24 protein-coding genes are annotated in these 20,586 nt (G+C 56.6%); 9 read left to right on the forward strand and 15 right to left on the reverse strand.

The annotated features are described in order from the left end of the window. The first annotated feature begins 73 nt into the window (after positions 1-73). On the forward strand, positions 74-439 hold the full coding sequence (locus AC2FJB_RS03890) for a nuclear transport factor 2 family protein (RefSeq protein ID WP_496673135.1): 366 nt from the start codon (positions 74-76) through the stop codon (positions 437-439). Between the two features lie 3 nt (positions 440-442). On the opposite strand, the gene AC2FJB_RS03895 is transcribed toward AC2FJB_RS03890, so the two are convergent. Next, entirely contained in the window at positions 443-1,846 is a 1,404-nt protein-coding gene (locus AC2FJB_RS03895) for an aminotransferase-like domain-containing protein (protein WP_299896979.1), read from the reverse strand. A 99-nt stretch (positions 1,847-1,945) separates the two neighbouring features. Here AC2FJB_RS03895 and AC2FJB_RS03900 point away from each other — a divergent pair, with 99 nt between their 5' ends. Beyond that, complete coding sequence (locus AC2FJB_RS03900) at positions 1,946-2,173, forward strand: DUF1127 domain-containing protein (RefSeq protein WP_117868993.1); 228 nt, start codon at positions 1,946-1,948, stop codon at positions 2,171-2,173. A gap of 61 nt (positions 2,174-2,234) precedes the next feature. On the opposite strand, the gene AC2FJB_RS03905 is transcribed toward AC2FJB_RS03900, so the two are convergent. Further along, positions 2,235-2,678: a PaaI family thioesterase gene (locus tag AC2FJB_RS03905; RefSeq protein WP_496673130.1), complete on the reverse strand. Its 444-nt coding sequence runs from the start codon at positions 2,676-2,678 to the stop codon at positions 2,235-2,237. Between the two features lie 58 nt (positions 2,679-2,736). On the opposite strand from AC2FJB_RS03905, the gene AC2FJB_RS03910 reads away from it, so the two are divergent. The 4 genes from AC2FJB_RS03910 to gluQRS all read left to right on the forward strand — a co-directional run bounded on the left by AC2FJB_RS03910 (position 2,737) and on the right by gluQRS (position 6,646). Then, on the forward strand, positions 2,737-3,522 hold the full coding sequence (locus AC2FJB_RS03910; RefSeq protein ID WP_117868995.1) for an enoyl-CoA hydratase: 786 nt from the start codon (positions 2,737-2,739) through the stop codon (positions 3,520-3,522). A gap of 253 nt (positions 3,523-3,775) precedes the next feature. Next, complete coding sequence (gene trmFO, locus AC2FJB_RS03915; RefSeq protein WP_496717530.1) at positions 3,776-5,116, forward strand: methylenetetrahydrofolate--tRNA-(uracil(54)-C(5))-methyltransferase (FADH(2)-oxidizing) TrmFO; 1,341 nt, start codon at positions 3,776-3,778, stop codon at positions 5,114-5,116. Between the two features lie 37 nt (positions 5,117-5,153). Beyond that, on the forward strand, positions 5,154-5,768 hold the full coding sequence (locus tag AC2FJB_RS03920) for a class I SAM-dependent DNA methyltransferase (RefSeq protein WP_496717529.1): 615 nt from the start codon (positions 5,154-5,156) through the stop codon (positions 5,766-5,768). Further along, complete coding sequence (gene gluQRS, locus AC2FJB_RS03925; protein WP_496717528.1) at positions 5,765-6,646, forward strand: tRNA glutamyl-Q(34) synthetase GluQRS; 882 nt, start codon at positions 5,765-5,767, stop codon at positions 6,644-6,646. Before AC2FJB_RS03920 ends, gluQRS begins: the two co-directional genes overlap by 4 nt. 10 nt (positions 6,647-6,656) lie before the next feature. Here gluQRS and hisI read toward each other — a convergent pair whose 3' ends face one another. Continuing rightward, the gene (gene hisI / locus AC2FJB_RS03930) at positions 6,657-7,046 is read right to left on the reverse strand and encodes a phosphoribosyl-AMP cyclohydrolase (RefSeq protein ID WP_496717527.1); all 390 of its coding nucleotides are present in this window, start codon (positions 7,044-7,046) and stop codon (positions 6,657-6,659) included. 48 nt (positions 7,047-7,094) lie between these two features. On the opposite strand from hisI, the gene AC2FJB_RS03935 reads away from it, so the two are divergent. Further along, positions 7,095-7,547 carry an iron-sulfur cluster assembly scaffold protein gene (locus AC2FJB_RS03935; RefSeq protein WP_117868999.1) on the forward strand — a complete coding sequence of 151 codons (453 nt, stop codon included), beginning with the start codon at positions 7,095-7,097 and terminating at the stop codon, positions 7,545-7,547. 59 nt (positions 7,548-7,606) lie between these two features. Continuing rightward, positions 7,607-8,245 carry a MarC family protein gene (locus AC2FJB_RS03940; protein WP_496673113.1) on the forward strand — a complete coding sequence of 213 codons (639 nt, stop codon included), beginning with the start codon at positions 7,607-7,609 and terminating at the stop codon, positions 8,243-8,245. A gap of 184 nt (positions 8,246-8,429) precedes the next feature. On the opposite strand, the gene AC2FJB_RS03945 is transcribed toward AC2FJB_RS03940, so the two are convergent. From AC2FJB_RS03945 to sciP, 5 genes are all read right to left on the reverse strand, one after another. Further along, complete coding sequence (locus AC2FJB_RS03945; protein ID WP_256367496.1) at positions 8,430-8,552, reverse strand: hypothetical protein; 123 nt, start codon at positions 8,550-8,552, stop codon at positions 8,430-8,432. Between the two features lie 112 nt (positions 8,553-8,664). Next, positions 8,665-10,755: an ATP-dependent DNA helicase RecG gene (gene recG, locus AC2FJB_RS03950; protein ID WP_496717526.1), complete on the reverse strand. Its 2,091-nt coding sequence runs from the start codon at positions 10,753-10,755 to the stop codon at positions 8,665-8,667. After that, a complete protein-coding gene (gene ligA, locus AC2FJB_RS03955; protein WP_496717525.1) occupies positions 10,752-13,004 on the reverse strand; it encodes an NAD-dependent DNA ligase LigA in 2,253 nt (750 codons plus the stop codon). The genes recG and ligA overlap by 4 nt, the downstream gene beginning before the upstream one ends. A 123-nt stretch (positions 13,005-13,127) precedes the next feature. Continuing rightward, positions 13,128-13,844, reverse strand: a complete 717-nt coding sequence (gene ctrA / locus AC2FJB_RS03960; protein WP_117869003.1) for a response regulator transcription factor CtrA — start codon at positions 13,842-13,844, stop codon at positions 13,128-13,130. Positions 13,845-13,930: 86 nt separating this feature from the next. After that, positions 13,931-14,224: a CtrA inhibitor SciP gene (gene sciP, locus AC2FJB_RS03965; protein WP_496717523.1), complete on the reverse strand. Its 294-nt coding sequence runs from the start codon at positions 14,222-14,224 to the stop codon at positions 13,931-13,933. 128 nt (positions 14,225-14,352) lie between these two features. Between sciP and mnmA the strand changes: the two genes are divergently transcribed. Next, complete coding sequence (gene mnmA / locus AC2FJB_RS03970; RefSeq protein ID WP_496717522.1) at positions 14,353-15,498, forward strand: tRNA 2-thiouridine(34) synthase MnmA; 1,146 nt, start codon at positions 14,353-14,355, stop codon at positions 15,496-15,498. Here mnmA and AC2FJB_RS03975 read toward each other — a convergent pair. The 7 genes from AC2FJB_RS03975 to AC2FJB_RS04005 all read right to left on the reverse strand — a co-directional run bounded on the left by AC2FJB_RS03975 (position 15,495) and on the right by AC2FJB_RS04005 (position 20,524). Beyond that, the gene (locus AC2FJB_RS03975) at positions 15,495-16,040 is read right to left on the reverse strand and encodes a carboxymuconolactone decarboxylase family protein (protein WP_496717521.1); all 546 of its coding nucleotides are present in this window, start codon (positions 16,038-16,040) and stop codon (positions 15,495-15,497) included. The two genes, mnmA and AC2FJB_RS03975, sit on opposite strands and share 4 nt — an antisense overlap. 100 nt (positions 16,041-16,140) lie before the next feature. Then, on the reverse strand, positions 16,141-16,716 hold the full coding sequence (locus AC2FJB_RS03980) for a hypothetical protein (protein ID WP_496717520.1): 576 nt from the start codon (positions 16,714-16,716) through the stop codon (positions 16,141-16,143). Then, entirely contained in the window at positions 16,709-17,875 is a 1,167-nt protein-coding gene (gene lpxB / locus AC2FJB_RS03985) for a lipid-A-disaccharide synthase (RefSeq protein WP_496717519.1), read from the reverse strand. Before lpxB ends, AC2FJB_RS03980 begins: the two co-directional genes overlap by 8 nt. Then, positions 17,875-18,669 (reverse strand): LpxI family protein, encoded by a 795-nt coding sequence (locus tag AC2FJB_RS03990; RefSeq protein ID WP_496717518.1) that lies wholly within the window; start codon positions 18,667-18,669, stop codon positions 17,875-17,877. Before AC2FJB_RS03990 ends, lpxB begins: the two co-directional genes overlap by 1 nt. Positions 18,670-18,673: 4 nt before the next feature. Next, on the reverse strand, positions 18,674-19,459 hold the full coding sequence (lpxA, locus tag AC2FJB_RS03995) for an acyl-ACP--UDP-N-acetylglucosamine O-acyltransferase (RefSeq protein WP_496717516.1): 786 nt from the start codon (positions 19,457-19,459) through the stop codon (positions 18,674-18,676). Beyond that, a complete protein-coding gene (gene fabZ / locus AC2FJB_RS04000) occupies positions 19,456-19,929 on the reverse strand; it encodes a 3-hydroxyacyl-ACP dehydratase FabZ (protein WP_117869011.1) in 474 nt (157 codons plus the stop codon). The genes lpxA and fabZ overlap by 4 nt, the downstream gene beginning before the upstream one ends. 73 nt (positions 19,930-20,002) lie before the next feature. Beyond that, positions 20,003-20,524: an OmpH/Skp family outer membrane protein gene (locus AC2FJB_RS04005; RefSeq protein WP_496717515.1), complete on the reverse strand. Its 522-nt coding sequence runs from the start codon at positions 20,522-20,524 to the stop codon at positions 20,003-20,005. Between the last annotated feature and the right edge of the window lie 62 nt (positions 20,525-20,586).

Below are 20,586 nucleotides of genomic sequence, written 5' to 3' on the forward strand. Positions count from 1 at the left end.
ATTGGAATTCTCCCAATTTCAACACTCTGATACACTAGATCAGACTTGATCGCGTCAAGCCACGGAGAGTTGCATGCAGGATTTAATGCACACAATTGAAAGCTACGGTGCCGCCTGGCAGGAAAAATCCTCGGGAAAACGGCTTGAGTTCTTGGCGCATTGTTTTGCGGAAAACGGTCGATATGTGGATCCAACAGCTGATGTTTCGGGGCGTGAGCGGTTGAATGCTCATATCGGAGAGATTCTTGAAAGCTCGAATGGGCGCGTCGAAATCACCAGCAGTCCGGTTTCGCACCACGATGTCGTTCACTTCACGTGGCATATGGTAGCGCCCGACGGCGCAATCATGGTGGCCGGGCATGATTTCATTCGATTGGACGAAGATGGAAAGATCGCCCATCTGGCCGGATTCTTTGGCGATCCGCCCCCGCTGACCTGAATGCTAGACGCTGATCTGTTCAGGCGGATTGTCCAGCAAAGCGCGCAACCTCAGCATTGCATCCTCGAACCGTTCCAGCGAAACATGCCCATTCATTGCGATGCGTACTGCGTTTGGCGCCCGTCCATCGCGCAGGGCAAATTCATCCGCCGATCTGAGTTGAATACCTTCCCGTTCTGCCGCACGGCTGAACGCAGCAGAGCGCCAACCTGACGGCAGGTTCAGCCAGACAAAGGGCACGTCCGGAGCCCAGTTCAGATCAAACCCCCCCAGCGCATTGACAGTGATCCGAACGTAGTCGCCCATCCGCTTGCGTACATCCTGGGCAATTTGACGGGTACGCGGATCCGACAGCAGCAACCGCGTGAGCTCGGCCAGCGGCTGGGCAAGGCCAAAATACCCATATTCGGCAGATCGACGCAGATCAACGCTGCGATCCTTTGGGGCAATGGCAAAACCCACGCGTAAAGCCGGGGTGAGGATCTTTGAAATTGATGAAACGTGCCATCCACGTTCCGGAGCAAGCGCACGATAACTAGGTTCTCGCGCCTCTCCCATGCGATAGCAATCGTCTTCTATGATTTGAAGGTCGAAACGCCGCGCGACGTCCACCACCTCTTTCCGGCGTTCCAGCGGCGTGTGAACCCCGGTGGGGTTTTGAACCTCTGGCGAAACACAGATGGCCTGAGCATTGGTTTGTCGCAAAACATGCTCCATGGACGCAGGATCAATGCCCCATTTGTCCATTTTGATTCCGATGACTTCGGCGCGCATCAACTCCCCTGCCCGGCGAAACCCGGCGTAAGAGAGGTCTTCGACCAGCACAATCGGTCTGGGTCCGCGTAGGATGGTCTGAAACACCAGACACAACCCGTTCTGGCCGCCATGGGTCAAAACGATGTCATCATGTGAGAGCGGACCCAGTGGCAAATCTGACAACCAATCCACAACTGATTGCCTCATGGGTTTGTATGCGTCCCGCGTGGGGTAATTCAGAAAAAGCCCAGGGTCAGCTTGCGCAACCTTTTGCAGGCATTCCCGGATAAGCGCGACCTGCCCTGCATCCGGCAGGCGTGGGCTGAACAAACTGACATTGGCGTTGTATTTGTCATCCTTCATATACAGTTGCCTAGCCCAGACATCGTCCAGAATCGGAGATTTTGGCGGGGCTACAAATGTACCACGCCCAACCTCGGCGTGGAGCAAGCCCTCATCGGTCAGGATCGTGTAGGCCCGTGCGACCGTACCGGGTGTGATTTGCAACCGGTAAGCCAGTTCGCGCACCGGGGGAAGCTTAGCACCGACATCCAATGTCTTGTCATCAATAGCTTTCCGTATCGCGTCAGCAACCAATGTATATTTGGGACCCTTGGATTTTGGCAGAGCGTCCGGCCAAATTGTATCCATTACAATTCTTCCTTTGCCTTTGACACAATTCTGAATGTATCAAATCTATGTACCAAATGGTACTGTTTTGTGTCAATACAATTTGAAAGGATTTCTGAGATGACACGCACAATGCACACCCCCGCCCTTCTGCTGCTGAACGACAGCCCACGGCTGCCTCTGCTCGCTGCTCTGGCCGTGCGGTTTGCGGCGGCGGTCACTCAATGGGAACGCCGTCGCCGCAGTCGTGTCAATCTGGGCTATCTGGATGACCGTTTGCTGCAGGACGTCGGGCTGACCCGCCATCAGGCCGGCCGGGAAACAAAGCGCTTTTTCTGGCAGCCTTGACTGATCCCCAGTCCCAATTATTGGGACCTCTTCCTGGGCCGGGGCCTGTCCCCGGCCTTTTTTATCCGAAATTCGCGGCAGCGGACCGTGCTGGCGGCAGGGAATAGGTCATCGTTGCCCGCGCAACCGGAAGATCGCCGCCATCCGAGTACAAAAGCACATCCCCAACGGCCAGTGTTTTTCCCAGCTTCAACAGACGACAGGCCGCAATCATATCGGCGCCGCCTTCCGGTTTGCGCAGGAAATCAAAGGAGCTGTTCGTTGTAACGGCCAATGACTGACGCCCCTTACGCGCAAGAACCATCGCATAGACACTGACATCGGCCAGCCCGAACATGGACGGGCCTGATACCGTGCCTCCGGGGCGCAGGTGTTGGTCCTGAACCACAAGGCGCATGGTGATCGTGTCTTCGGTCAAGTCTTCGACGACGAAATCCTTGCGCACCTGAGGGAACACCTCTTTGAGGTATTGTGACAGTTCGTCCCGGTTCATTTCTAAAGCCATACTTCCCCTCCTGCTCTTGCCGACCTAGAGTTGGCCCAACTTGGGATCGGAGGGCAAGATGACAATTCTGGAACGTAACGACACTGGCGCGGTTGCAAGACTTAAGATGAACGCACCGGACCGGCTGAACGCGCTGAGTGATGAGATGCTGGCTGCATTGCAGGCCGAACTTGATGCACTGCGCGAGGACAGCTCGATCCGGGCCGTGGTCCTGTCGGGGGCAGGAAAGGCGTTTTGTGCCGGGCATGATCTGAAACAGATGACCGCCGGACGCCAATCAGAAGATGGCGGCAAGACATACTTTCAGGACCTCTTTTCCCGCTGCGCCCGGATGATGATGTCCATCCAATCCCTGCCCCAACCTGTTATCGCGCAAGTCCATGGCATTGCGACCGCCGCCGGGTGTCAGTTGGTTGCAACCTGTGACATGGCGGTGGCTGCGGAAGGGACACGGTTTGGCGTCAACGGAGTCAATATCGGCCTTTTCTGTTCCACGCCGATGGTGGCGCTCAGCCGAAATATTCCCAGAAAGCAGGCCTTTGAAATGCTGACCACCGGCGAGTTCATCTCAGCGGAACGCGCCGCCGAGTTGGGTCTGGTAAATCGTGTCGTTCCGGAAACGCTGCTGGAACAAGAAGCCAACGGGCTGGCGGAACTGGTCGCATCCAAGCTTGGCGTGGCTGTGAAGATCGGGAAAGAAGCGTTCTATCAACAGCTGCAAATGCCTTTGGATCAGGCTTATGACTATACCGGAGACGCAATGGCGCAGAATATGTTGTACCGCGATACAGAAGAAGGCATTTCCGCCTTTATTGAAAAGCGCCCCCCGAATTGGACCCAATGACGCAATTGTTTTGAACATTTTTTGCCACTGTTTTCATTTTAGCACTTTCCAAAAGGGCAACTCTGTGGCAAAGCTGGGTCGAGGCTAAGGCCTCAGTACACTTTTGGGTCGCCGTGGGCGGAAGGTCCCTCCAGCTGGTCTCTCTCACCAGCGCTGACATTCCCGCAGCGGCGACCCCAAGACCCTCCCTCTGAAACAGTCATAAAAAATACGGCAGTTGCGCCTGTGTGTGCGGTGCCCTATGTGGCTGCACATGACACAAGTTTTGCATATCGTTGGCGGTGGAATGGCCGGGTCCGAAGCGGCCTGGCAAGCCGCTGAAATGGGCGTTGACGTGATCATTCATGAAATGCGCCCCACTGTTGGCACTTTTGCACATCAGACCGGAAACCTGGCGGAAATGGTGTGTTCAAACTCTTTCCGATCAGATGACGATGAACAAAATGCCGTGGGTCTGCTGCACTGGGAAATGCGTGCCGCCAATGGGTTGATCATGACCACAGCCCATGCACATCGCCTGCCAGCCGGTGGTGCGCTCGCCGTGGACCGCGATCCCTTTGCCGAAGATGTCACCGCAAAACTCCGCGCACATCCGCGTGTGACGATTACCGACGAAGAAGTGACCGCCCTTCCCGACGATGGACAGTGGATCTTTGCGACCGGTCCGTTGACCTCACCTGCACTGGGGGAAGCAATCCGGGCCGAGACAGGATCTGACGCGCTGGCATTTTTCGATGCAATCGCGCCGATTGTCTACACCGACAGCATCGACATGAGCAAAGCTTGGATGCAATCCCGGTACGACAAAGGTGAGACCGAGGAAGAACGCACGGCTTATCTGAACTGCCCGATGGACCGTGATCAATACGAAGCTTTCATAGACGCCCTTCTGGCTGCGGACAAAACCGAGTTTCACGAGGGTGAAACTGCAGGTTATTTTGATGGCTGTCTTCCAATTGAAGTCATGGCCGAACGCGGACGCGAGACCTTGCGCCACGGTCCGATGAAGCCGGTAGGACTGACAAATCCTCATGCGCCTGATGTCAAACCCCATGCCGTGGTTCAGTTGCGGCGCGATAACGCATTGGGCACATTGTTCAACATCGTAGGGTTTCAGACCAAGATGAAATACGGAGCCCAGACCGACGTGTTCCGCAGGATCCCCGGTCTGGAAAACGCCAGTTTTGCTCGTCTCGGCGGCATTCACCGCAACACGTTCATCAACTCTCCCACCCTGCTCGATGCACAGATGCGGTTGAAATCCAAGCCCAACATCCGCTTTGCCGGCCAGATTACGGGCGTCGAAGGTTATGTTGAAAGTGCCGCGATGGGATTGCTTGCCGGTCGCACGGCCGCCGCGGAAATACTGGGGTGTGAATTGCCCGAAGTACCCAAAGACAGTGCAATGGGTGCGTTGATCCATCACATTACTGGAGGGGCCGAAGCCAAGACGTTTCAACCGATGAACGTAAACTTCGGCCTATTCCGCCCCGTCGACGGCCTGAAAGGCGGGCGGCGGGGCCGGAGGGACCGGTACAAAGCCTATACCGATCGCGCCAAGGCAGAATGGCAAACATGGTTGGATCAATGCTGACTGGACGCGCGACATGCTCTCGGCCTAGCATGCCGGGATGAGCGACAAGTTCCTGGACAACACCTACAATCTCGACACGCCCAAAGACACTGAAACGCACTATCAGAACTGGGCTGCGACCTACGAAAAAGAGGTCGCGGAACAGGGATATGCAACCCCGGGACGGGTGGCCGCGGCTTTGTGGAAATACCACCCTCACCCCCAAACGCCAATTCTTGATTTTGGCTGTGGAACCGGGCTTTCCGGTCTCGCCTTGCGGGCGGCGGGATTTGAAGTCATCGATGGTATCGATCCCACCCCCAAAATGCTGGAAGAGGCAGAGGATAAGAGTGTTTACCGAACCCTGACCGGTTTTGACATTACCAAGCCAGCTCTTCTCAGGCGCGGCGCGTATTCGGTGATCACGGCCATTGGTGTCATCGGCCAGGGCGCGGCGCCACCCGAGACATTCGACCTGTTGATGCACGCCTTGCCCAAAGGTGGGTTGCTTGCGTATTCCTTGAACGATCATGCGCTGGCAGATCACAAATTCACCTGCCGACTGACGGATTGGGTCGACATGGGGGCAGCACGTTTTCTATTTCGTGAATACGGGCCACACTTGCCCGGTATCAACCTTAACTCTGACGTGTATGTATTAGAAAAAGCGTGACTTTCGTAACGCGTTTCGCGCCATCCCCGACCGGTCCACTTCACCTTGGGCACGCCTATTCTGCGATGATCGCCAGCGACATGGCCAGATCCGAAAATGGACAGTTCTTGCTGCGCATCGAAGATATCGATCAGTCCCGCTCGCGTCGGCATTGGGAGGATCAGATCTACGATGACCTCAAATGGTTGGGGCTGACCTGGCCGAAACCGGTTTTGCGTCAATCAGATCGGCTGAGCATCTATGATCGAGCGTTGGATCGGTTGTGGAAAAGGGGTCTTCTGTATCCCTGCGTCTGTAACCGCAAAGATATTGCTGCCGCCGCAAGCGCCCCCCAAGAAGGCGCGCCCTTGCTTGGACCAGATGGAATAGTATATCCCGGAACATGTCGAAATGCTAATCAAGCCAGAGACTTAAGCCGAATCCATTATCCGCGAAACCAGGCGCTGCGACTGGACGTTGCCAAAGCCTGTCGAACAATCCGCGATCCTGCCAAATTCAAATTCTCAGAACTGGGCTCAGGTCCCGATGGCGAAACTGGAACCGTCACATTCACCCCGGATGAAATGGCAACAAATATCGGCGATGTTGTACTTTCCCGCCGTGACATGGGTACGTCCTACCATTTGTCCGTCGTTCTTGACGACGCAGCTCAAGGGATCACCCGTGTGGTTCGCGGTCGGGATCTGTTCGAAGCCACCCGCATTCATGTTCTGCTTCAGGCGCTGTTGAACCTGCCTACACCCGAGTATTTCCACCACGATCTGATCCGCGATGACGCGGGCAAACGACTGGCCAAACGGGACGACGCACGTGCGATTTCGAAATATCGGGCCGAAGGTGCCAGCCCGGCTGACATCCGCCATATGGTGGGGCTTTGATCTTGCTACGTTACTCCATCGGAGCCATCAGTTCGGTTTCGGTCCCGTCCCGCACCGCGGTGTAAAAGCACGTCCGGCGGTTGGTGTGACAGGCAGCACCGGTTTGACGCACCAGAACCAACAGGCAATCGCGGTCACAATCGATGCGGAAGTCCACCAGTTTCTGCACATGACCTGAGGTTTCGCCCTTGATCCAGAAAGACTGACGCGAGCGTGACCAATAGGTCACCCTGCCCGTTTCCAATGTCTTTTCAATGGCCTGCGCATTCATCCATGCCATCATCAGAACTTCACCTGACACCTCATCCTGCGCAATTGCCGGAATCAGCCCCGCCTCGTTATATTTCAGAGTCGATGGATTAAACGCGACGGGGTCAGACATGACAAAAACCTTTTGCATCCGGTTGGCTGGTCACTATGTATGAGGAACACACGACGAGGGAAAGCCATGAGCGGCGAGAACGACCTGATTAAGCTGTATTCCGGACGCATTCTGGCGCTGGCGGCGGACATCCCGCATCTGGATCGGCTGGAAAACCCGGATGCAACGGTCAAGAAACGCGCACCTCTATGCGGCTCTACAGTGACGGTTGATCTGAACGTTCAGGATGGTCGCGTCAGTGCCTTTGGACAGGACGTGAAGGCCTGTGCGTTGGGTCAGGCGTCCGCTTCGTTGGTTGGCGACGCAATCATTGGCGCGACGCGTGCACAGGTCGAAGCGGCGCGCGATCAGCTTGCTGCGATGTTGAAAAAGGATGGCCCCGCTCCGGACGCGCCCTTCGACGGTCTCAAGGTTCTGATGCCGGCGCGGGACTATAAGAACCGCCATGCTTCAATCCTGCTGGCGCTGGACGCCACTGCGGAAGCCATGGCGCAGGCGGAACAGGCACATTGCGCCTGATTGTAGCTATTTGAGGCAAACCCGTTTACCTTCCGTACAGATTTAAGGAGGGATGGGTATTGAATAATCTGCTTGAGCATTTTGTGACGCTTTGGGTCGTCATTGACCCGATTGGCACAATTCCGGTTTTTATCGCCGTCACCGCCGGTCTTACTGCTGCGGCCCGGCGGAAAACGGCCCTGTTAGCCGCCCTGATAAGCGCAGGCGTTTTGCTGTTTTTTCTTGTGTTCGGGCAATTGCTGATCGAAGCGCTGGATATCGGTCTGAATTCGTTTCAGGTGGCTGGGGGTATCATACTGTTTCTTTTTGCACTGACGATGATCTTCGGCGAGAGCAAACAGGAAATTGAACAACGTCAGGCCGAAGAGGATCAGGAAGACAAGTATCACAAGCAAAACCCTGCAATCTTCCCTCTTGCCGTTCCGTCTCTGGCCTCACCCGGGGCGATGCTGGCCGTCGTCATCCTGACAGACAACCATCGATATAGTGCAGCAGATCAAGGGATTACCGCGCTGGTCATGCTTTCGGTTCTGGTTGTTGCCTTTGTTCTCATGCTCTTGGCGGAACCGATCATTCGCCTGATTGGCCACTCTGGAGCGGCGATCATCAGCCGTATCATGGGGATGATCCTGGCCTCTGTCGCGGTCAATTCCGTCCTGTCCGCATTGCTTGAGATTTTCAGAACCGGACAGTTGTAAAAAAAGCCGCCGCACCTTCCGGGCGAAAGGGCGGCGGCAGGCATTGCGTGTCTCGCGTGGGGTCCGGATTACCGCACGGGGCCGAGGCAGGGCCCCTCAAGGGGTTTGGGACAGGCAGGTCACCCTTGACTGAAATGGGGATGACAGCGCGGTTTTTTTGGCACGAGATCGCAGGCAGAAAGGCTTAGAATCCAACCGGAAGGTGCAGGGCGACCATCAGGATCACGACCAGAGACATCACGCCCACTGCATCCTGCAGGATAGTCGATTGCGAGCGGCTGAATACAGTCTTGATCTGGGTCAGCATAGGGTCACCTCCGGTCAGAGTTTTAATCCTTTGTTGACCTTTTGTTCTCATATTTGCCCGAGTCGGTAAAGAACTTTTTGAGAACATTTGTGAACTTTTTGGAACTTTTTGCCTAACCTACTGAAATCAAACGGATCGCCTGATCCTGCTTCATCAGCCACAAAAGCATACGCGCCGCGCGGCCCCGGTCTGAGGTCAGCTCGGGGTCCGCATTCAGCAACGCCCGGGCATCGGATTGGGCTACAGCCATCAATCCGGCCTGACGCTCAAGATCAGCAATGCGGAACTTGGGCAGACCGGACTGTGCGGTTCCGATCAGATCCCCCGCACCACGCATTTCCAGATCGGTTTCAGAGATACGAAACCCGTCTTCAGTCTCACGCAGAACCTCCAACCGCTTACGTCCCCCCTCGCTGAGCGGCGGTTGGTACATCAGCAAACATGTCGATTCCGCGTCACCACGCCCCACGCGACCGCGCAGTTGATGTAGTTGGGCCAGACCAAAGATCTCGGCCCGTTCAATGACCATGATCGTGGCATTGGGCACGTTGACCCCCACTTCAATGACGGTCGTGGCGACAAGAACCTTGGTGGCCCCAATCTGGAATGCAGACATTGCCGCGTCTTTTTCGGCCGCCGGCATTTGCCCATGAACCAGCCCGACCACACCTTCGCCCAATATAGCACGCAAGCGCTTGAATCGTTCTTCAGCAGCCGTCAGATCCGAAACCTCGGATTCATCGACCAAGGGGCAGACCCAATAGCACTGCCGCCCCTCTTCAATCGCGCGACGCAGATGGGATACGACCTCATCCATGCGCTGCGTGCTGACAATCGCTGTCTTGATAGGTTTGCGCCCCGGCGGCTTTTCGTCCAGCACAGAGACGTCCATGTCGCCATATTGGGCCAGCGCCAGACTGCGTGGAATAGGTGTGGCAGTCATCACCAATACGTCCGCACCCTGCCCTTTTTCCGACAATTCCATCCTCTGGCGCACACCAAACCGGTGCTGTTCGTCAACGATAGCCAATCGCAGCGCTTTGAATTCAACATCACTCTGAAACACGGCATGGGTGCCGACCAGAATTTGAATGTTGCCATTTTTCAAAGCCTCAAGCTTGGCGCGCCGCTCTGCGCCCTTGTCTCGCCCGGTGAGCAGTTCCAGCACCACTCCGGCTTCTTCCGCCAGCGGGCGTAACCCTTCAAGATGCTGGCGCGCGAGGATCTCAGTCGGGGCCATCATCACGCCCTGCCCTCCGGCCTCGACTGCAATCAGAAGGGCCATGAAAGCCACCAACGTCTTGCCGGCCCCCACGTCACCCTGCAACAATCGGTTCATGCGGGCGTCCGATGCCATATCGGCCGCGATTTCCTCGATCGCGCGGCTTTGCGCGCTGGTCGGACGATAAGGAAGACTGGCCAAAACCTTGGATTGCAACGCGCCTGTCCCTACGCTGACGACACCACGGGATTTCCGATCTCGCTGACGCGCCAGAGCCAGCGTCATCTGATGCGCGAACAGCTCGTCATAGGCCAGACGCTGACGTGCGGGCGCAAACGGTGAGACATCATCAGCCCCTTGAGGATTGTGACCAGCACGAATTGCAGAGATCCAATCCGGCCAGTTTTGCTGTGCCATCTGCGCAGGGTCGATCCATTCCGCCAGCTCCGGCGCCCGCGCCAGAGCACTGCGGCTGGCCTTGAACGCCGTCTTCTGGGTCAGCCCCTGTGTCAGATGGTAAACCGGTTCGAACTCTGGGATCTCACTGGCTTGCTCGACGGGCAACATATGATCCGGATGCACCATCTGAGCCATGCCATCGAACAGCTCCAGCTTGCCCGAAACCACACGGCGCGAACCCTGAGGCAGCATTTTTTTCAGATAGTCCCCGCGCGCGTGAAAGAAAACCAACTGAAAATCAGACTGACTGTCTTCGACATGAATGCGGTATGCCCCACCCTTGTTTCGAGGCGGCCTGTGTGGACCGACCGTCACTTCGACGGTCAACGTGGCGGGCAGATCGACGCCCTGAATCGTCTCTCGCCGGCGTCGATCGACAACGGCATAGGGCAGGCCGAACAGAACGTCGCGTGGGCTCTCAATACCGGCCTGTTCCAGGGCTTGCGCGGTTTTGGGGCCAACGCCGTCGAGTGTTTCCAGCTCCGCAAACAGCGGGAACAGCTGTTCCGGCCTCCCGCTCATGCGCCTTCGATCAGCTGCAACCAGCCATCCTCATCCAGGGTTTCGATACCCAGCTCTGCCGCTTTCTTGGCTTTCGAACCCGCACCGGGACCGGCGACCAGAATATCGGTTTTCTTGCTGACGGAACCTGACACCTTCGCACCCAACGCCTCGGCCCGCGCCTTGGCTTCGGCGCGCGTCATCTTTTCCAACGTCCCGGTGAACACAACCGTCTTGCCTGCCACTGGGCTGTCTGATGCCGGTGCATCAGGTGCGATTATTGTCAATTCCTTGCGCAATGTATCGAAGGCGCGTCTTTCTTCCACGTTCGAAAACGCATCGGACAGAGACAGACCAAGTGTTGCACCAATCCCATCGATTCCGATCAATTCCGCCCAGGCGGCATTGGCATCCGGCGGAACACACGCCGCGGTGATTGCCGCATCCCGCGCTTCCTTGACCCGCGCCCGACGACCTTCTGCCAGCGCGGCCGCCCGTTCGGTATCTTCCGCCTCATCTGCTTGCCGTTGCGCCAGAGCTGCCGGGTGCGCGGCGTCCAGGGCTTGTGTCAGGGTCTCCCAATCGCGGTAATACAGCGCCAGATCACGCGCTCCGACTTCACCCACATGTCGGATACCCAAAGCAAACAACAGGCGCGCAAACGGAATGGTTCGCTTTTCGTCGATCGCGGCGAACAGATTTCTGGCTGAGGTTTTCCCCCACCCATCCCGGTTCTTCAGCCGAGCCAAATTGCCCTTGTCACGCTGTTCCAATGTAAAGATATCCGTCGGAGTTTTAATCGGAAGGATCGGATCATCATAGAACATCTCGATCTGTTTCGCGCCAAGGCCTTCAATATCAAACGCTTTGCGCGAGACGAAATGCTTCAGTTTTTCAACGGCCTGCGCGGGGCAAATCAAGCCACCGGTGCAGCGGCGGACTGCGTCGCCTTCTTCGCGGATCGCCTCGCTATGACATTCCGGACAGCGCATTGGAAAGGCAAAGGTTTGCGAACCAGGTGGGCGTTTGGACAGATCAACATCAGACAGCTTTGGAATAACGTCCCCGGCGCGATAAACCTGAACCCAGTCACCGACACGAATATCCTTGCCATCGCGGATCGTGCCGCCCGTGGCATCGCGTCCCGCGATATAGTCTTCGTTGTGCAAAGTGGCGTTGGAAACAACAACACCGCCCACCGTCACTGGATGCAACCGTGCGACCGGGCTAAGCGCGCCTGTGCGACCGACCTGAATGTCGATCGCCTCCAACCTTGTCCATGCCAGTTCGGCTGGAAATTTGTGTGCAATCGCCCATCGTGGTGTGGTTGAGCGAAACCCCAAACGCGCCTGAAGCGACAGATCATTCACCTTGTAGACAACCCCATCAATATCATAGCCCAAGGTGGAACGTTGGGCTTCAATATTGCGATAGTGCTCCAACATCTCGTGCGTCGTTGCGCACAGACGGGTCAGCGGATTCGTCGAAAATCCAAGTGATTTAAGCCGCGCGATCGCCCCCATCTGCGAGCCGGCCAATGGTTCCGAAACCTCTCCCCAGGCATAAGCGAAAAAACGCAACGGGCGCGAGCGCGTGATTTCCGAATCCAGTTGTCGCAAAGACCCCGCCGCCGCGTTGCGCGGATTGGCAAAGGGTTTGCCACCGCGCTCTGCTTGCCGCGCGTTCAACGCCTCGAAATCCGCATGAGACATGTAAACCTCACCCCTGACTTCCAGAACCTCGGGTGCGTTTTGCAGGTGCTGCGGGATATCGGAGACCGTGCGGGCATTGGCCGTTACATTTTCACCGACTTCACCATCTCCACGCGTCGCAGCCTGAACAAGCTGTCCGTTTTCGTAACGCAATGACAGGGACAGGCCATCAATCTTAGGTTCGGCTGTGTAGGCAAGGCTTTCCCCGAAGCCAAGGCCCAGATATTTTCGGATCGATCTGTCGAAATCTGCCACGTCCTCATCATCGAAAGCATTGCCCAGCGACATCATGCGCACGGCGTGCGTCACCTTCGAAAAACCGTCAGCAGGCTTTGCACCCACTTGATCGGTCGGGCTGTCGGAACGCTTGAGATAGGGGAAGCGCGCTTCTATTTCAGCATTGCGACGCTTGAGAGCATCATACTCCGCATCCGACATGTCAGGCGCGTCAGCCGTGTGATACAGCGTATTTGCTTTCGACAACAGTTCGGCCAGACGTGCAAGCTCGGCACGTGCCTCATCTTCTGTCAGCTCGGATTTGGAAGTTAAGTTGCTCATGGCCTCGCCCTGTCACGCGTACTTGGACCTCAGTGATAGGGCGAGGCCATGGCCAGGTCCAGACGTGCTGAGCCGTGAGTGCAATGTGCCGCCCTGGACCACCGGCGGCACTGGTGTTTCAAATCAGAGACCGACTGCCATCCGTGTTTCGTCCAGCGAGTTGTTTTGCGGATCTCGCAACACATAACCGCGGCCCCAAACGGTTTCGATGTAGTTCTCTCCTCCGGTTGCATTGCTTAGCTTTTTGCGCAGCTTGCAGATGAACACGTCAATGATTTTCAGTTCGGGTTCATCCATGCCGCCATAGAGGTGATTCAGAAACATTTCCTTCGTCAGAGTCGTCCCCTTACGCAGGCTGAGCAGCTCGAGCATCTGGTATTCCTTGCCGGTCAAATGCACGGTCTTACCATCCACTTCGACGGTTTTGGCATCAAGATTCACTGCTACACGCCCTGTGTGAATGATCGATTGCGAATGCCCTTTGGAACGGCGGATAATGGCATGAATGCGCGCCACAAGTTCTTCGCGATGGAAGGGTTTGGTCAGATAATCATCCGCACCAAATCCAAAGCCTTTGATCTTGCTTTCAGTATCATCAGCACCGGACAGAATCAGAATCGGCGTTTCCACCCTGGCGATCCGCAACTGGCGCAGAACCTCATGCCCGTTCATGTCCGGCAGGTTCAGATCCAGCAAGATCAGGTCGTAATCATAGAGTTTCGCCAGATCGATTCCTTCTTCGCCAAGATCCGTCGCGTAGACGTTCAGGTTCGCATGCGTCAGCATCAGTTCGATGCTTTTGGACGTGGTCGGATCATCCTCGACAAGAAGTATGCGCATTTTTCACTGCTCCAATTCGGGTCAATAATTCCAATTAAAATTAAATCTGACCAAGAATGGTTAATCTGACGTTACCGTTGAATTATTTATTCATACTCGCCTTTAGGTTGTCGATACTTTTTTAGCGCCGTCGCTTTCAATGCCTCAACGCCGTGCTCTGCGACCAACGACACCCAACCGTTGAACTCTTCGTCGCTGATGCCGTATTTCCTTTTTGCGTCCGACAGGCTGATCAAACCGTAAAGTACTCCACGCACGACAAGAATCTTGCGTGACGCCACCCATCGCCTTGTGTTTGCGGGCGGCAGATCGGCATGCGTCAAAATAGATCCATCCGGCAGAGCAACAGACCTTGGCCCTTCAACTTTGTGCAAATACATCGCTTTACCCTTCTTGCTGCACCAAAGCTGACACCAGCCTACTTAAGGTCGCGTGAAACCGCCCCTTGAGAGTGTGTAGAATTTTCTTATATTCTGCCGGTCTTTCTTATCCCGGACTGGAAACTGCAATGGCCCTCGATACCGAGACCCCGCTGAACTCGCTTGGCTTTGCCAAACCGCCCTCGGAGACGCGGGTCGTTGTGGCGATGTCGGGGGGCGTCGACAGTTCCGTTGTCGCGGCCTATCTGGCCGATCAGGGCTATGATGTGGTCGGTGTGACGTTGCAGCTTTATGACCACGGCGCGGCGTTGGCCAAGAAAGGTGCCTGTTGCGCAGGAATCGATATCCATGATGCGCGCCGCGTGGCGGAAGAGCGTGGATTTCCACATTACGTTCTGGATTACGAGAACATCTTTAAGGATGCCGTGATCGACGAGTTCGCCGACAGTTATTTAGCAGGTGCAACGCCAGTTCCCTGCATCCGCTGCAACGAGCGGGTGAAATTCAAGGATCTTCTGGAAACCGCCAAGGATCTTGAAGCAGACTGCATGGCCACCGGCCACTACATTCAGCGCAAGATTGGCGCCAACGGTCCGGAACTGCATAGCGCCGAAGACGCCAATCGCGATCAGTCCTATTTCCTGTTCTCGACCACGCCGGAGCAACTGAACTTCCTGCGCTTCCCGCTGGGCCACCTGCCGTCAAAAGATGCAACCCGTGAAATGGCTGCACAATATGGGCTGTCTGTAGCAGACAAGCCTGACAGTCAGGATATTTGCTTCGTGCCCGACGGCAACTATGCCAGCGTCATCGAAAAACTACGCCCCGGAGCCGCGGAACCCGGCGAGATCGTTCACGCGGATGGCCGCGTTCTGGCGCAGCACAACGGTGTAATCCACTATACGATCGGGCAACGTCGCGGTCTTGGCATCGGCGGCCTCAGCGAGCCGCTTTACGTCGTCAAACTGGACGTTGACAAAAAGCAGGTCGTAGTGGGCCCGAAAGAGATGCTGGCAACGCGCGTCGTTCCGGTGCGCGAGATCAACTGGCTGGGCGACGAACCCTTCACGTCACGCGATGAATGGCATCTATCCGTCAAAGTCCGTTCGACCCGCCCGCCGCGCGAGGCAATCCTTCGGCCGCTGTCGGACACAACGGCCGAGGTCGAACTGCTGACCTCCGAGGAAGGCATCTCGCCAGGCCAGGCCTGTGTGTTTTACGCAAGTGAAGACAGCCGTGTATTCGGCGGCGGCTGGATCTGGCGTGGGTATTAAGCTGAAACCGGTTTGACCTCGGATTCGATCTGAATCTGCAATGCATCGTTGAACCGATTGAACGCACCGCACAAGGCGATGCGCCAGGTCAGCTCGACGATCTGAGCATCCGTGAACCATTCCCTCAGATCCGCCACTTCAGCGTCCCGCATACGGCCCGACCGGATCGTCACGGCTTCGGCATAGCGAACGACCGCCTGGTCACAGGCATCGAGTTCCGGATGATCTGCGACGTCTGGTAGACGCGCCGCACCTTCGGGGCTGAGACCCGCCACCGTCAGCAGCGGTGTGTGATGCGAGACGCAATAATCGCAGGCATTCAGTTTCGAAACCGTCACCATAGCCAGCTCCAACGCACGGCGCGGCAGGTTCTCCTGCTCTCGCAGGGTTGTCAGCATTCCCGTGACATGGTTCAGAACCGGAGGGCAATACGCCGCAACGCGGGCCCAGTTGTCAAACGGACCATACGCGCCCAATGCTGCGTGGGACGCGCGCGCGTCAACTGTCATTTCCTGATCCGACAAAGGGGGAATGCGGGTCATGTCGAAAGCTCCTTTTTCGGGTGACGATACCTCGGACCTGCATCACTGCAACAGCCGAATAGAGATCACATGTGCGAGACAAAGTGCTCTCTCGGTGCGGTCACAACATGTCGGTGGGAGAGTTGAAGAGAATATAAAGCCCGACGCAGACCATGATATATGGAGCGATCCGATCCAAACGGGCAACGCGAGGTCCAAGGCTTTTGGCGTAGGGTGCCCCCCATGCCGCTACTGCGACCAGACCCGCGGCCGCAGTGACAGCGCCAACCAACGCAACAACACGATAAGAAGGCGCCGAGTCCGCCAGCAGAGGGGTCATAACCGCGAAACTGTCTATCGAGAGGCTCAGGAACAGCGTCACCACTGAGGTCACGGCCCCTTTTGACTCTGTGTTTTCAGTTTCCGCGTTGCGAAATTGCCGCCAGATACCGTGCAAGCCAAACACCAATGGGACAAGGCCAAGGTAGCCGATCCAAAACGGAAGACCGCTTTGGTTCAGGCCCACAGCTACGGTCATGGCCAAGGAAAGTACAATTGTCTGAGCGACCGCAAAGCCCACGAGCGCGCGGCGCTGTTCCATCACCAGGATCAAGCCCAACAAGACAGCCAGATTGTCAAGATTGGTGGAAATCACTGCGATCCCGGCCGAAACGGCGAACAGCGCGTGATCAAGCATTTTCTGGCTGCATTCTGTTCAGAACAGCCCGCGCCGCGCGCAAACCAGGTGCTTCGCCCCCTCGCCCCAACCGATCCATGGTCAGGTTCATGGCGTGCTGTTGCGCGTTGGGTGCGCCGGCCACCTCACGCAAGGCTTCGGCGATCCTTTCAGGCTGACAATTATTCAGCAGGCATTCCGGCACGGCGCGCGTGTCCGAGACCAGATTGACCAGAGTAACGGTGTCCAGTTTGACCATCCGTTCCGCCACCTTCTGCGTCAGCCAGTTGAGTTTGTACGCAATGACCATCGGCGTATTCTGCGCCGCAAGTTCCAGCGAAACCGTTCCCGATGCAGCAAGTGCAAGATCTGCGACACCAATGGCTGCACGTTTGTCGGCTGTGGCTTGCTCTGCGCCTACATTGCGAGGGTCCAGCACCACGGGGGCGCCGGGCCATTCTCGCACCAATTCATTTATCAGATCGGTTGTCGAACCTACCGTCGGGATCACCACGCGGTAATTCGGGTGGTCATCGATGAACAACCGCAATGCGCCGCCGAAAGACTCTGCCAGACGTTCGATCTCACCCCGCCGCGAACCAGGCAAAGCCAGGAGGATTGGCGCGTCTGCCAGATCGAAGCGGTTCCGAAAGGCCGCGATCTCGTCTGGTGTGGCAATCGGCTCGCTGGCCACAGGATGGCCGACAAAGTCGCAGTCCATCCCTGCCTGTTCCATGTATGGAGGCTCGAAAGGAAGAAGCGCCAGCACATGGTCGATGACCTTTGCCATCTTGTCAGCACGCCCGGGTCGCCAGGCCCAGACGCTGGGGGCAACATAATGGACGGTTCGGATATTGCTGTTGGCTTTGACGATCTTGGCGACGCGCAAGCTGAAATCAGGGCTGTCTATCGTGATCAATACATCCGGTTTCGTGTCCAGCACCGCCTGTGCTGTCTCGGAAATACGCCGTTTCAGGTGGAAAAACTTCGGCAGAACTTCAACAAGCCCCATGACCGTAAGCTCGGACATGGGAAACCGGCTGCTCAGACCCTGCGCTTGCATCAACGGGCCACCGACCCCGTCGAATTCAACATCAGGCACCAGGGTTTTCAACCCCTCCATCAGCGCTCCGCCCAGCCGGTCACCCGAAGGTTCACCAGCGACCAGAAAGACACGCATCAGACCGCCCGCTCGCGGATGTACAGGAACAGACCCAGGCGATTGCATTCAGCAATGACACGTTCTTTTTCCAGAACGAGTACACCGCCTTTTTCCAATACGATCCCGGACAATCCTGCCGCAACCGCATCGGTGACGGTATCCGGTCCTATGGCGGGCAAATCAGCGCGCCGATCCTGATCGGGTTTGGGACCTTTGAAAAGAATGCCCCCGCCTGCGTCGGGGCGTTGCGTCAGGGATTGCAGCATCCACGCAGTGCCGAATACCCCCTCGATAGCCAGCGCCTGCCCTTTGGATATGGCGCAGGCCTGCCCCGTATCCGCCGCCCCCATTGCCCGAAGAATACCCGCTGCACGGTCAGCGTCGGCCATGTCGGCGTCCGAGGGATGCGCTTCGGTCAGGCACCCCACCGGCGGCAACAAACCGGGCGCGATTTCATGCGCGGCCCTGAGGTTGAGACCGGCCCCCTCAAGAATTCCGATCATGGCGCGCAAAGCTCCGTCATCCCCGGACAGGATGGCCTTTTGGATGATCGGAACCAGCGGCAGTGTCGCGGCATCGATGCGGGAGGGGTCGATTGGCGGGCGCCGAACAGCGCCGGCCAGACAGATATCAGTCACGCCCCGCGCCTTCAGGTCGGCCATGAAGCTGCCCAACTGTTCCAGAGGAAACACGACATCCGCGCTCAGGGTGTCCGGCAGAAACCCCTCTATCGCGCAGATCAGGGGACGTTCTGCCAACTGGGCAACAACTTCGGTGGGCAGCGCCCCGGTTCCCGCAATCAACGCAAGCATGATCCTACTTTCTCGGGGTCAGGAAGGACCGATCACTATGGCCGGTGACGAAATCAACGATCTGCTGCACATAGTCGCTTTCGTTACCTTCACCGATCCGGCTGGCACGATCCATAAAGGTACCTTCGCCGTCAGATAGTTCCTTGAAGGCCGCGCGCAGCGCCGAGATATCTTCGCGTGATACATCCTTGCGCTTGAGACCGACGAGGTTCAAGCCATCCAGTTCACCCCTCGACGCCTGTACCAGGCCATAAGGAATAACATCCTTGGGCACCATGGTCAGCGCGCCAATAATGGCCCCGCGTCCAACGCGCACCCATTGATGCAGCCCCGAAATGCCGCCGATAATCACGTCGTCTTCGACGATACAGTGCCCCGCCGCACCTGAATGGTTGACCATGATCACACGGTTGCCGATCTGAACGTCATGGGCCACGTGAACACCCGCCATAAACAGGCAGTCGTCGCCGATCCGCGTAACACCTCCGCCACCTTCGGTTCCGGTATTGATTGTCACATGCTCGCGAATGCGGTTGCGTTTGCCAATCTCAAGACGGGTGTTTTCGCCACTGAATTTCAGATCCTGAGGGATCTCACCAATCACCGAGAAATTGAACACAACGGTATCTTCGCCAATCGAGGTGTCACCCGTCACGACCACGTGCGATTTCAACTCGACCCGACCCGCCAGTTTCACCTGTGCGCCCACATGGCAGAATGGACCGATGATGCAATCCTGTCCAATCTGCGCACCGTCTTCGATAATTGCGCTGGGATGGACTCCGTTCATGTTGTTTTTTCCATATCCCAGTCGACATAGGCCGAGAATTCCGCCTCGGCGGCCACGTCCCCTTCGACGGTGGCACGGCCGCTGAACTTGAACAGCTTACCGCCTTTTTTCCCGCGTACGGTTTCCACATGCATTTCCAGCACATCACCGGGCACAACCTTGCGGCGGAATTTGCACTTGTCGATGCTCATGAAGTAAATCAACAGCTCGGTATCAATGACGTCCATTCCCACGCCCAGCATCACGCCGGCGGTCTGTGCCATTGCCTCAACAATCGTGACGCCCGGCATGATCGGCGTACCCGGGAAATGCCCCTGAAAATGCGGTTCATTCATGGTGACATTCTTGATTCCACGTGCCGACTGATAGCCCGAAATATCTACCACTTTATCAACCAGCAAAAACGGATAACGGTGCGGCAGGATCCTTTGGATCAGCTGAATGTCTGCGCTTTTGGTTTCAGTGCTCATTATGCAGAAATCCCGTTTTGGATGTTTCTTTTTTTGCGTGGTTAGCAATACACCACCCCAAGGGCAAGCGAACCTATTCGCCCTTCCCTTCTTGCAAATCGCTTCCATCACCAATTACCGCATCTATTCGGATGATTGCGGCCTCGGTGATGTCGGATGTACTGACAACGACATTGGATCGTTCAATCATCACGCTGGCCCCAATTTCGCGCAACAGATCGCCCAGCACCGGGCGCACAATCTCGAAAAATGTTTGTTGGGCTTCTTCACTGCGACGGGCCAGAACGTCCAGCTTTGCCCTTTGCCCTTCGCGATGGGACTGAACCTTAAGATCAAACGCCTCGGCCAAGGGGCGGAACTCGTCGGCCGACATGGTGGCGCGTTGCTCGGTGAGTTCCTTTTCTTCGCTGCTCAGTTCCGCGACAATCCGTTGGTTTTCTTCGGCCAGTAAGGCGCTTTCCTTTTCAATTTCGCGCAAAACACGTTGCCCAAAGGCTGACTTGGCAAACAACTCTTCACTGGACAGGGTAACCACACTGGCTTGCGGCACACCAAGCTGCTGTGCATTTGCCAAAGGCGCCGAGACCATCGTCATAAATGCACACAGGGCCCAAAGCGGGCCCCGTGTTCTGCTAAGCAATCTGTTCAGCATCGCGG

This window comes from Ruegeria sp. CDSC085, assembly GCF_059610465.1.

What these genes read in the sequence shown, in the direction of transcription:
- AC2FJB_RS03905 (WP_496673130.1), bottom strand. Translation starts at nt 2,678, where the DNA reads ATGGCTTTAGAAATGAACCGGGACGAACTGTCACAATACCTCAAAGAG.
- lpxB (WP_496717519.1), bottom strand. Translation starts at nt 17,875, where the DNA reads ATGCGTGTCTTTCTGGTCGCTGGTGAACCTTCGGGTGACCGGCTGGGC.
- AC2FJB_RS03980 (WP_496717520.1), bottom strand. Translation starts at nt 16,716, where the DNA reads ATGCTTGATCACGCGCTGTTCGCCGTTTCGGCCGGGATCGCAGTGATT.
- ctrA (WP_117869003.1), bottom strand. Translation starts at nt 13,844, where the DNA reads ATGCGCATACTTCTTGTCGAGGATGATCCGACCACGTCCAAAAGCATC.
- lpxA (WP_496717516.1), bottom strand. Translation starts at nt 19,459, where the DNA reads ATGAACGGAGTCCATCCCAGCGCAATTATCGAAGACGGTGCGCAGATT.
- fabZ (WP_117869011.1), bottom strand. Translation starts at nt 19,929, where the DNA reads ATGAGCACTGAAACCAAAAGCGCAGACATTCAGCTGATCCAAAGGATC.
- sciP (WP_496717523.1), bottom strand. Translation starts at nt 14,224, where the DNA reads ATGTATTTGCACAAAGTTGAAGGGCCAAGGTCTGTTGCTCTGCCGGAT.
- mnmA (WP_496717522.1), top strand. Translation starts at nt 14,353, where the DNA reads ATGGCCCTCGATACCGAGACCCCGCTGAACTCGCTTGGCTTTGCCAAA.
- AC2FJB_RS03975 (WP_496717521.1), bottom strand. Translation starts at nt 16,040, where the DNA reads ATGACCCGCATTCCCCCTTTGTCGGATCAGGAAATGACAGTTGACGCG.
- ligA (WP_496717525.1), bottom strand. Translation starts at nt 13,004, where the DNA reads ATGAGCAACTTAACTTCCAAATCCGAGCTGACAGAAGATGAGGCACGT.
- trmFO (WP_496717530.1), top strand. Translation starts at nt 3,776, where the DNA reads ATGACACAAGTTTTGCATATCGTTGGCGGTGGAATGGCCGGGTCCGAA.
- AC2FJB_RS03935 (WP_117868999.1), top strand. Translation starts at nt 7,095, where the DNA reads ATGAGCGGCGAGAACGACCTGATTAAGCTGTATTCCGGACGCATTCTG.
- AC2FJB_RS03990 (WP_496717518.1), bottom strand. Translation starts at nt 18,669, where the DNA reads ATGCTTGCGTTGATTGCGGGAACCGGGGCGCTGCCCACCGAAGTTGTT.
- AC2FJB_RS03910 (WP_117868995.1), top strand. Translation starts at nt 2,737, where the DNA reads ATGACAATTCTGGAACGTAACGACACTGGCGCGGTTGCAAGACTTAAG.
- AC2FJB_RS03945 (WP_256367496.1), bottom strand. Translation starts at nt 8,552, where the DNA reads ATGCTGACCCAGATCAAGACTGTATTCAGCCGCTCGCAATCGACTATC.
- AC2FJB_RS03895 (WP_299896979.1), bottom strand. Translation starts at nt 1,846, where the DNA reads ATGGATACAATTTGGCCGGACGCTCTGCCAAAATCCAAGGGTCCCAAA.
- AC2FJB_RS03890 (WP_496673135.1), top strand. Translation starts at nt 74, where the DNA reads ATGCAGGATTTAATGCACACAATTGAAAGCTACGGTGCCGCCTGGCAG.
- hisI (WP_496717527.1), bottom strand. Translation starts at nt 7,046, where the DNA reads ATGCAAAAGGTTTTTGTCATGTCTGACCCCGTCGCGTTTAATCCATCG.
- AC2FJB_RS04005 (WP_496717515.1), bottom strand. Translation starts at nt 20,524, where the DNA reads ATGACGATGGTCTCGGCGCCTTTGGCAAATGCACAGCAGCTTGGTGTG.
- recG (WP_496717526.1), bottom strand. Translation starts at nt 10,755, where the DNA reads ATGAGCGGGAGGCCGGAACAGCTGTTCCCGCTGTTTGCGGAGCTGGAA.
- AC2FJB_RS03920 (WP_496717529.1), top strand. Translation starts at nt 5,154, where the DNA reads ATGAGCGACAAGTTCCTGGACAACACCTACAATCTCGACACGCCCAAA.
- AC2FJB_RS03900 (WP_117868993.1), top strand. Translation starts at nt 1,946, where the DNA reads ATGACACGCACAATGCACACCCCCGCCCTTCTGCTGCTGAACGACAGC.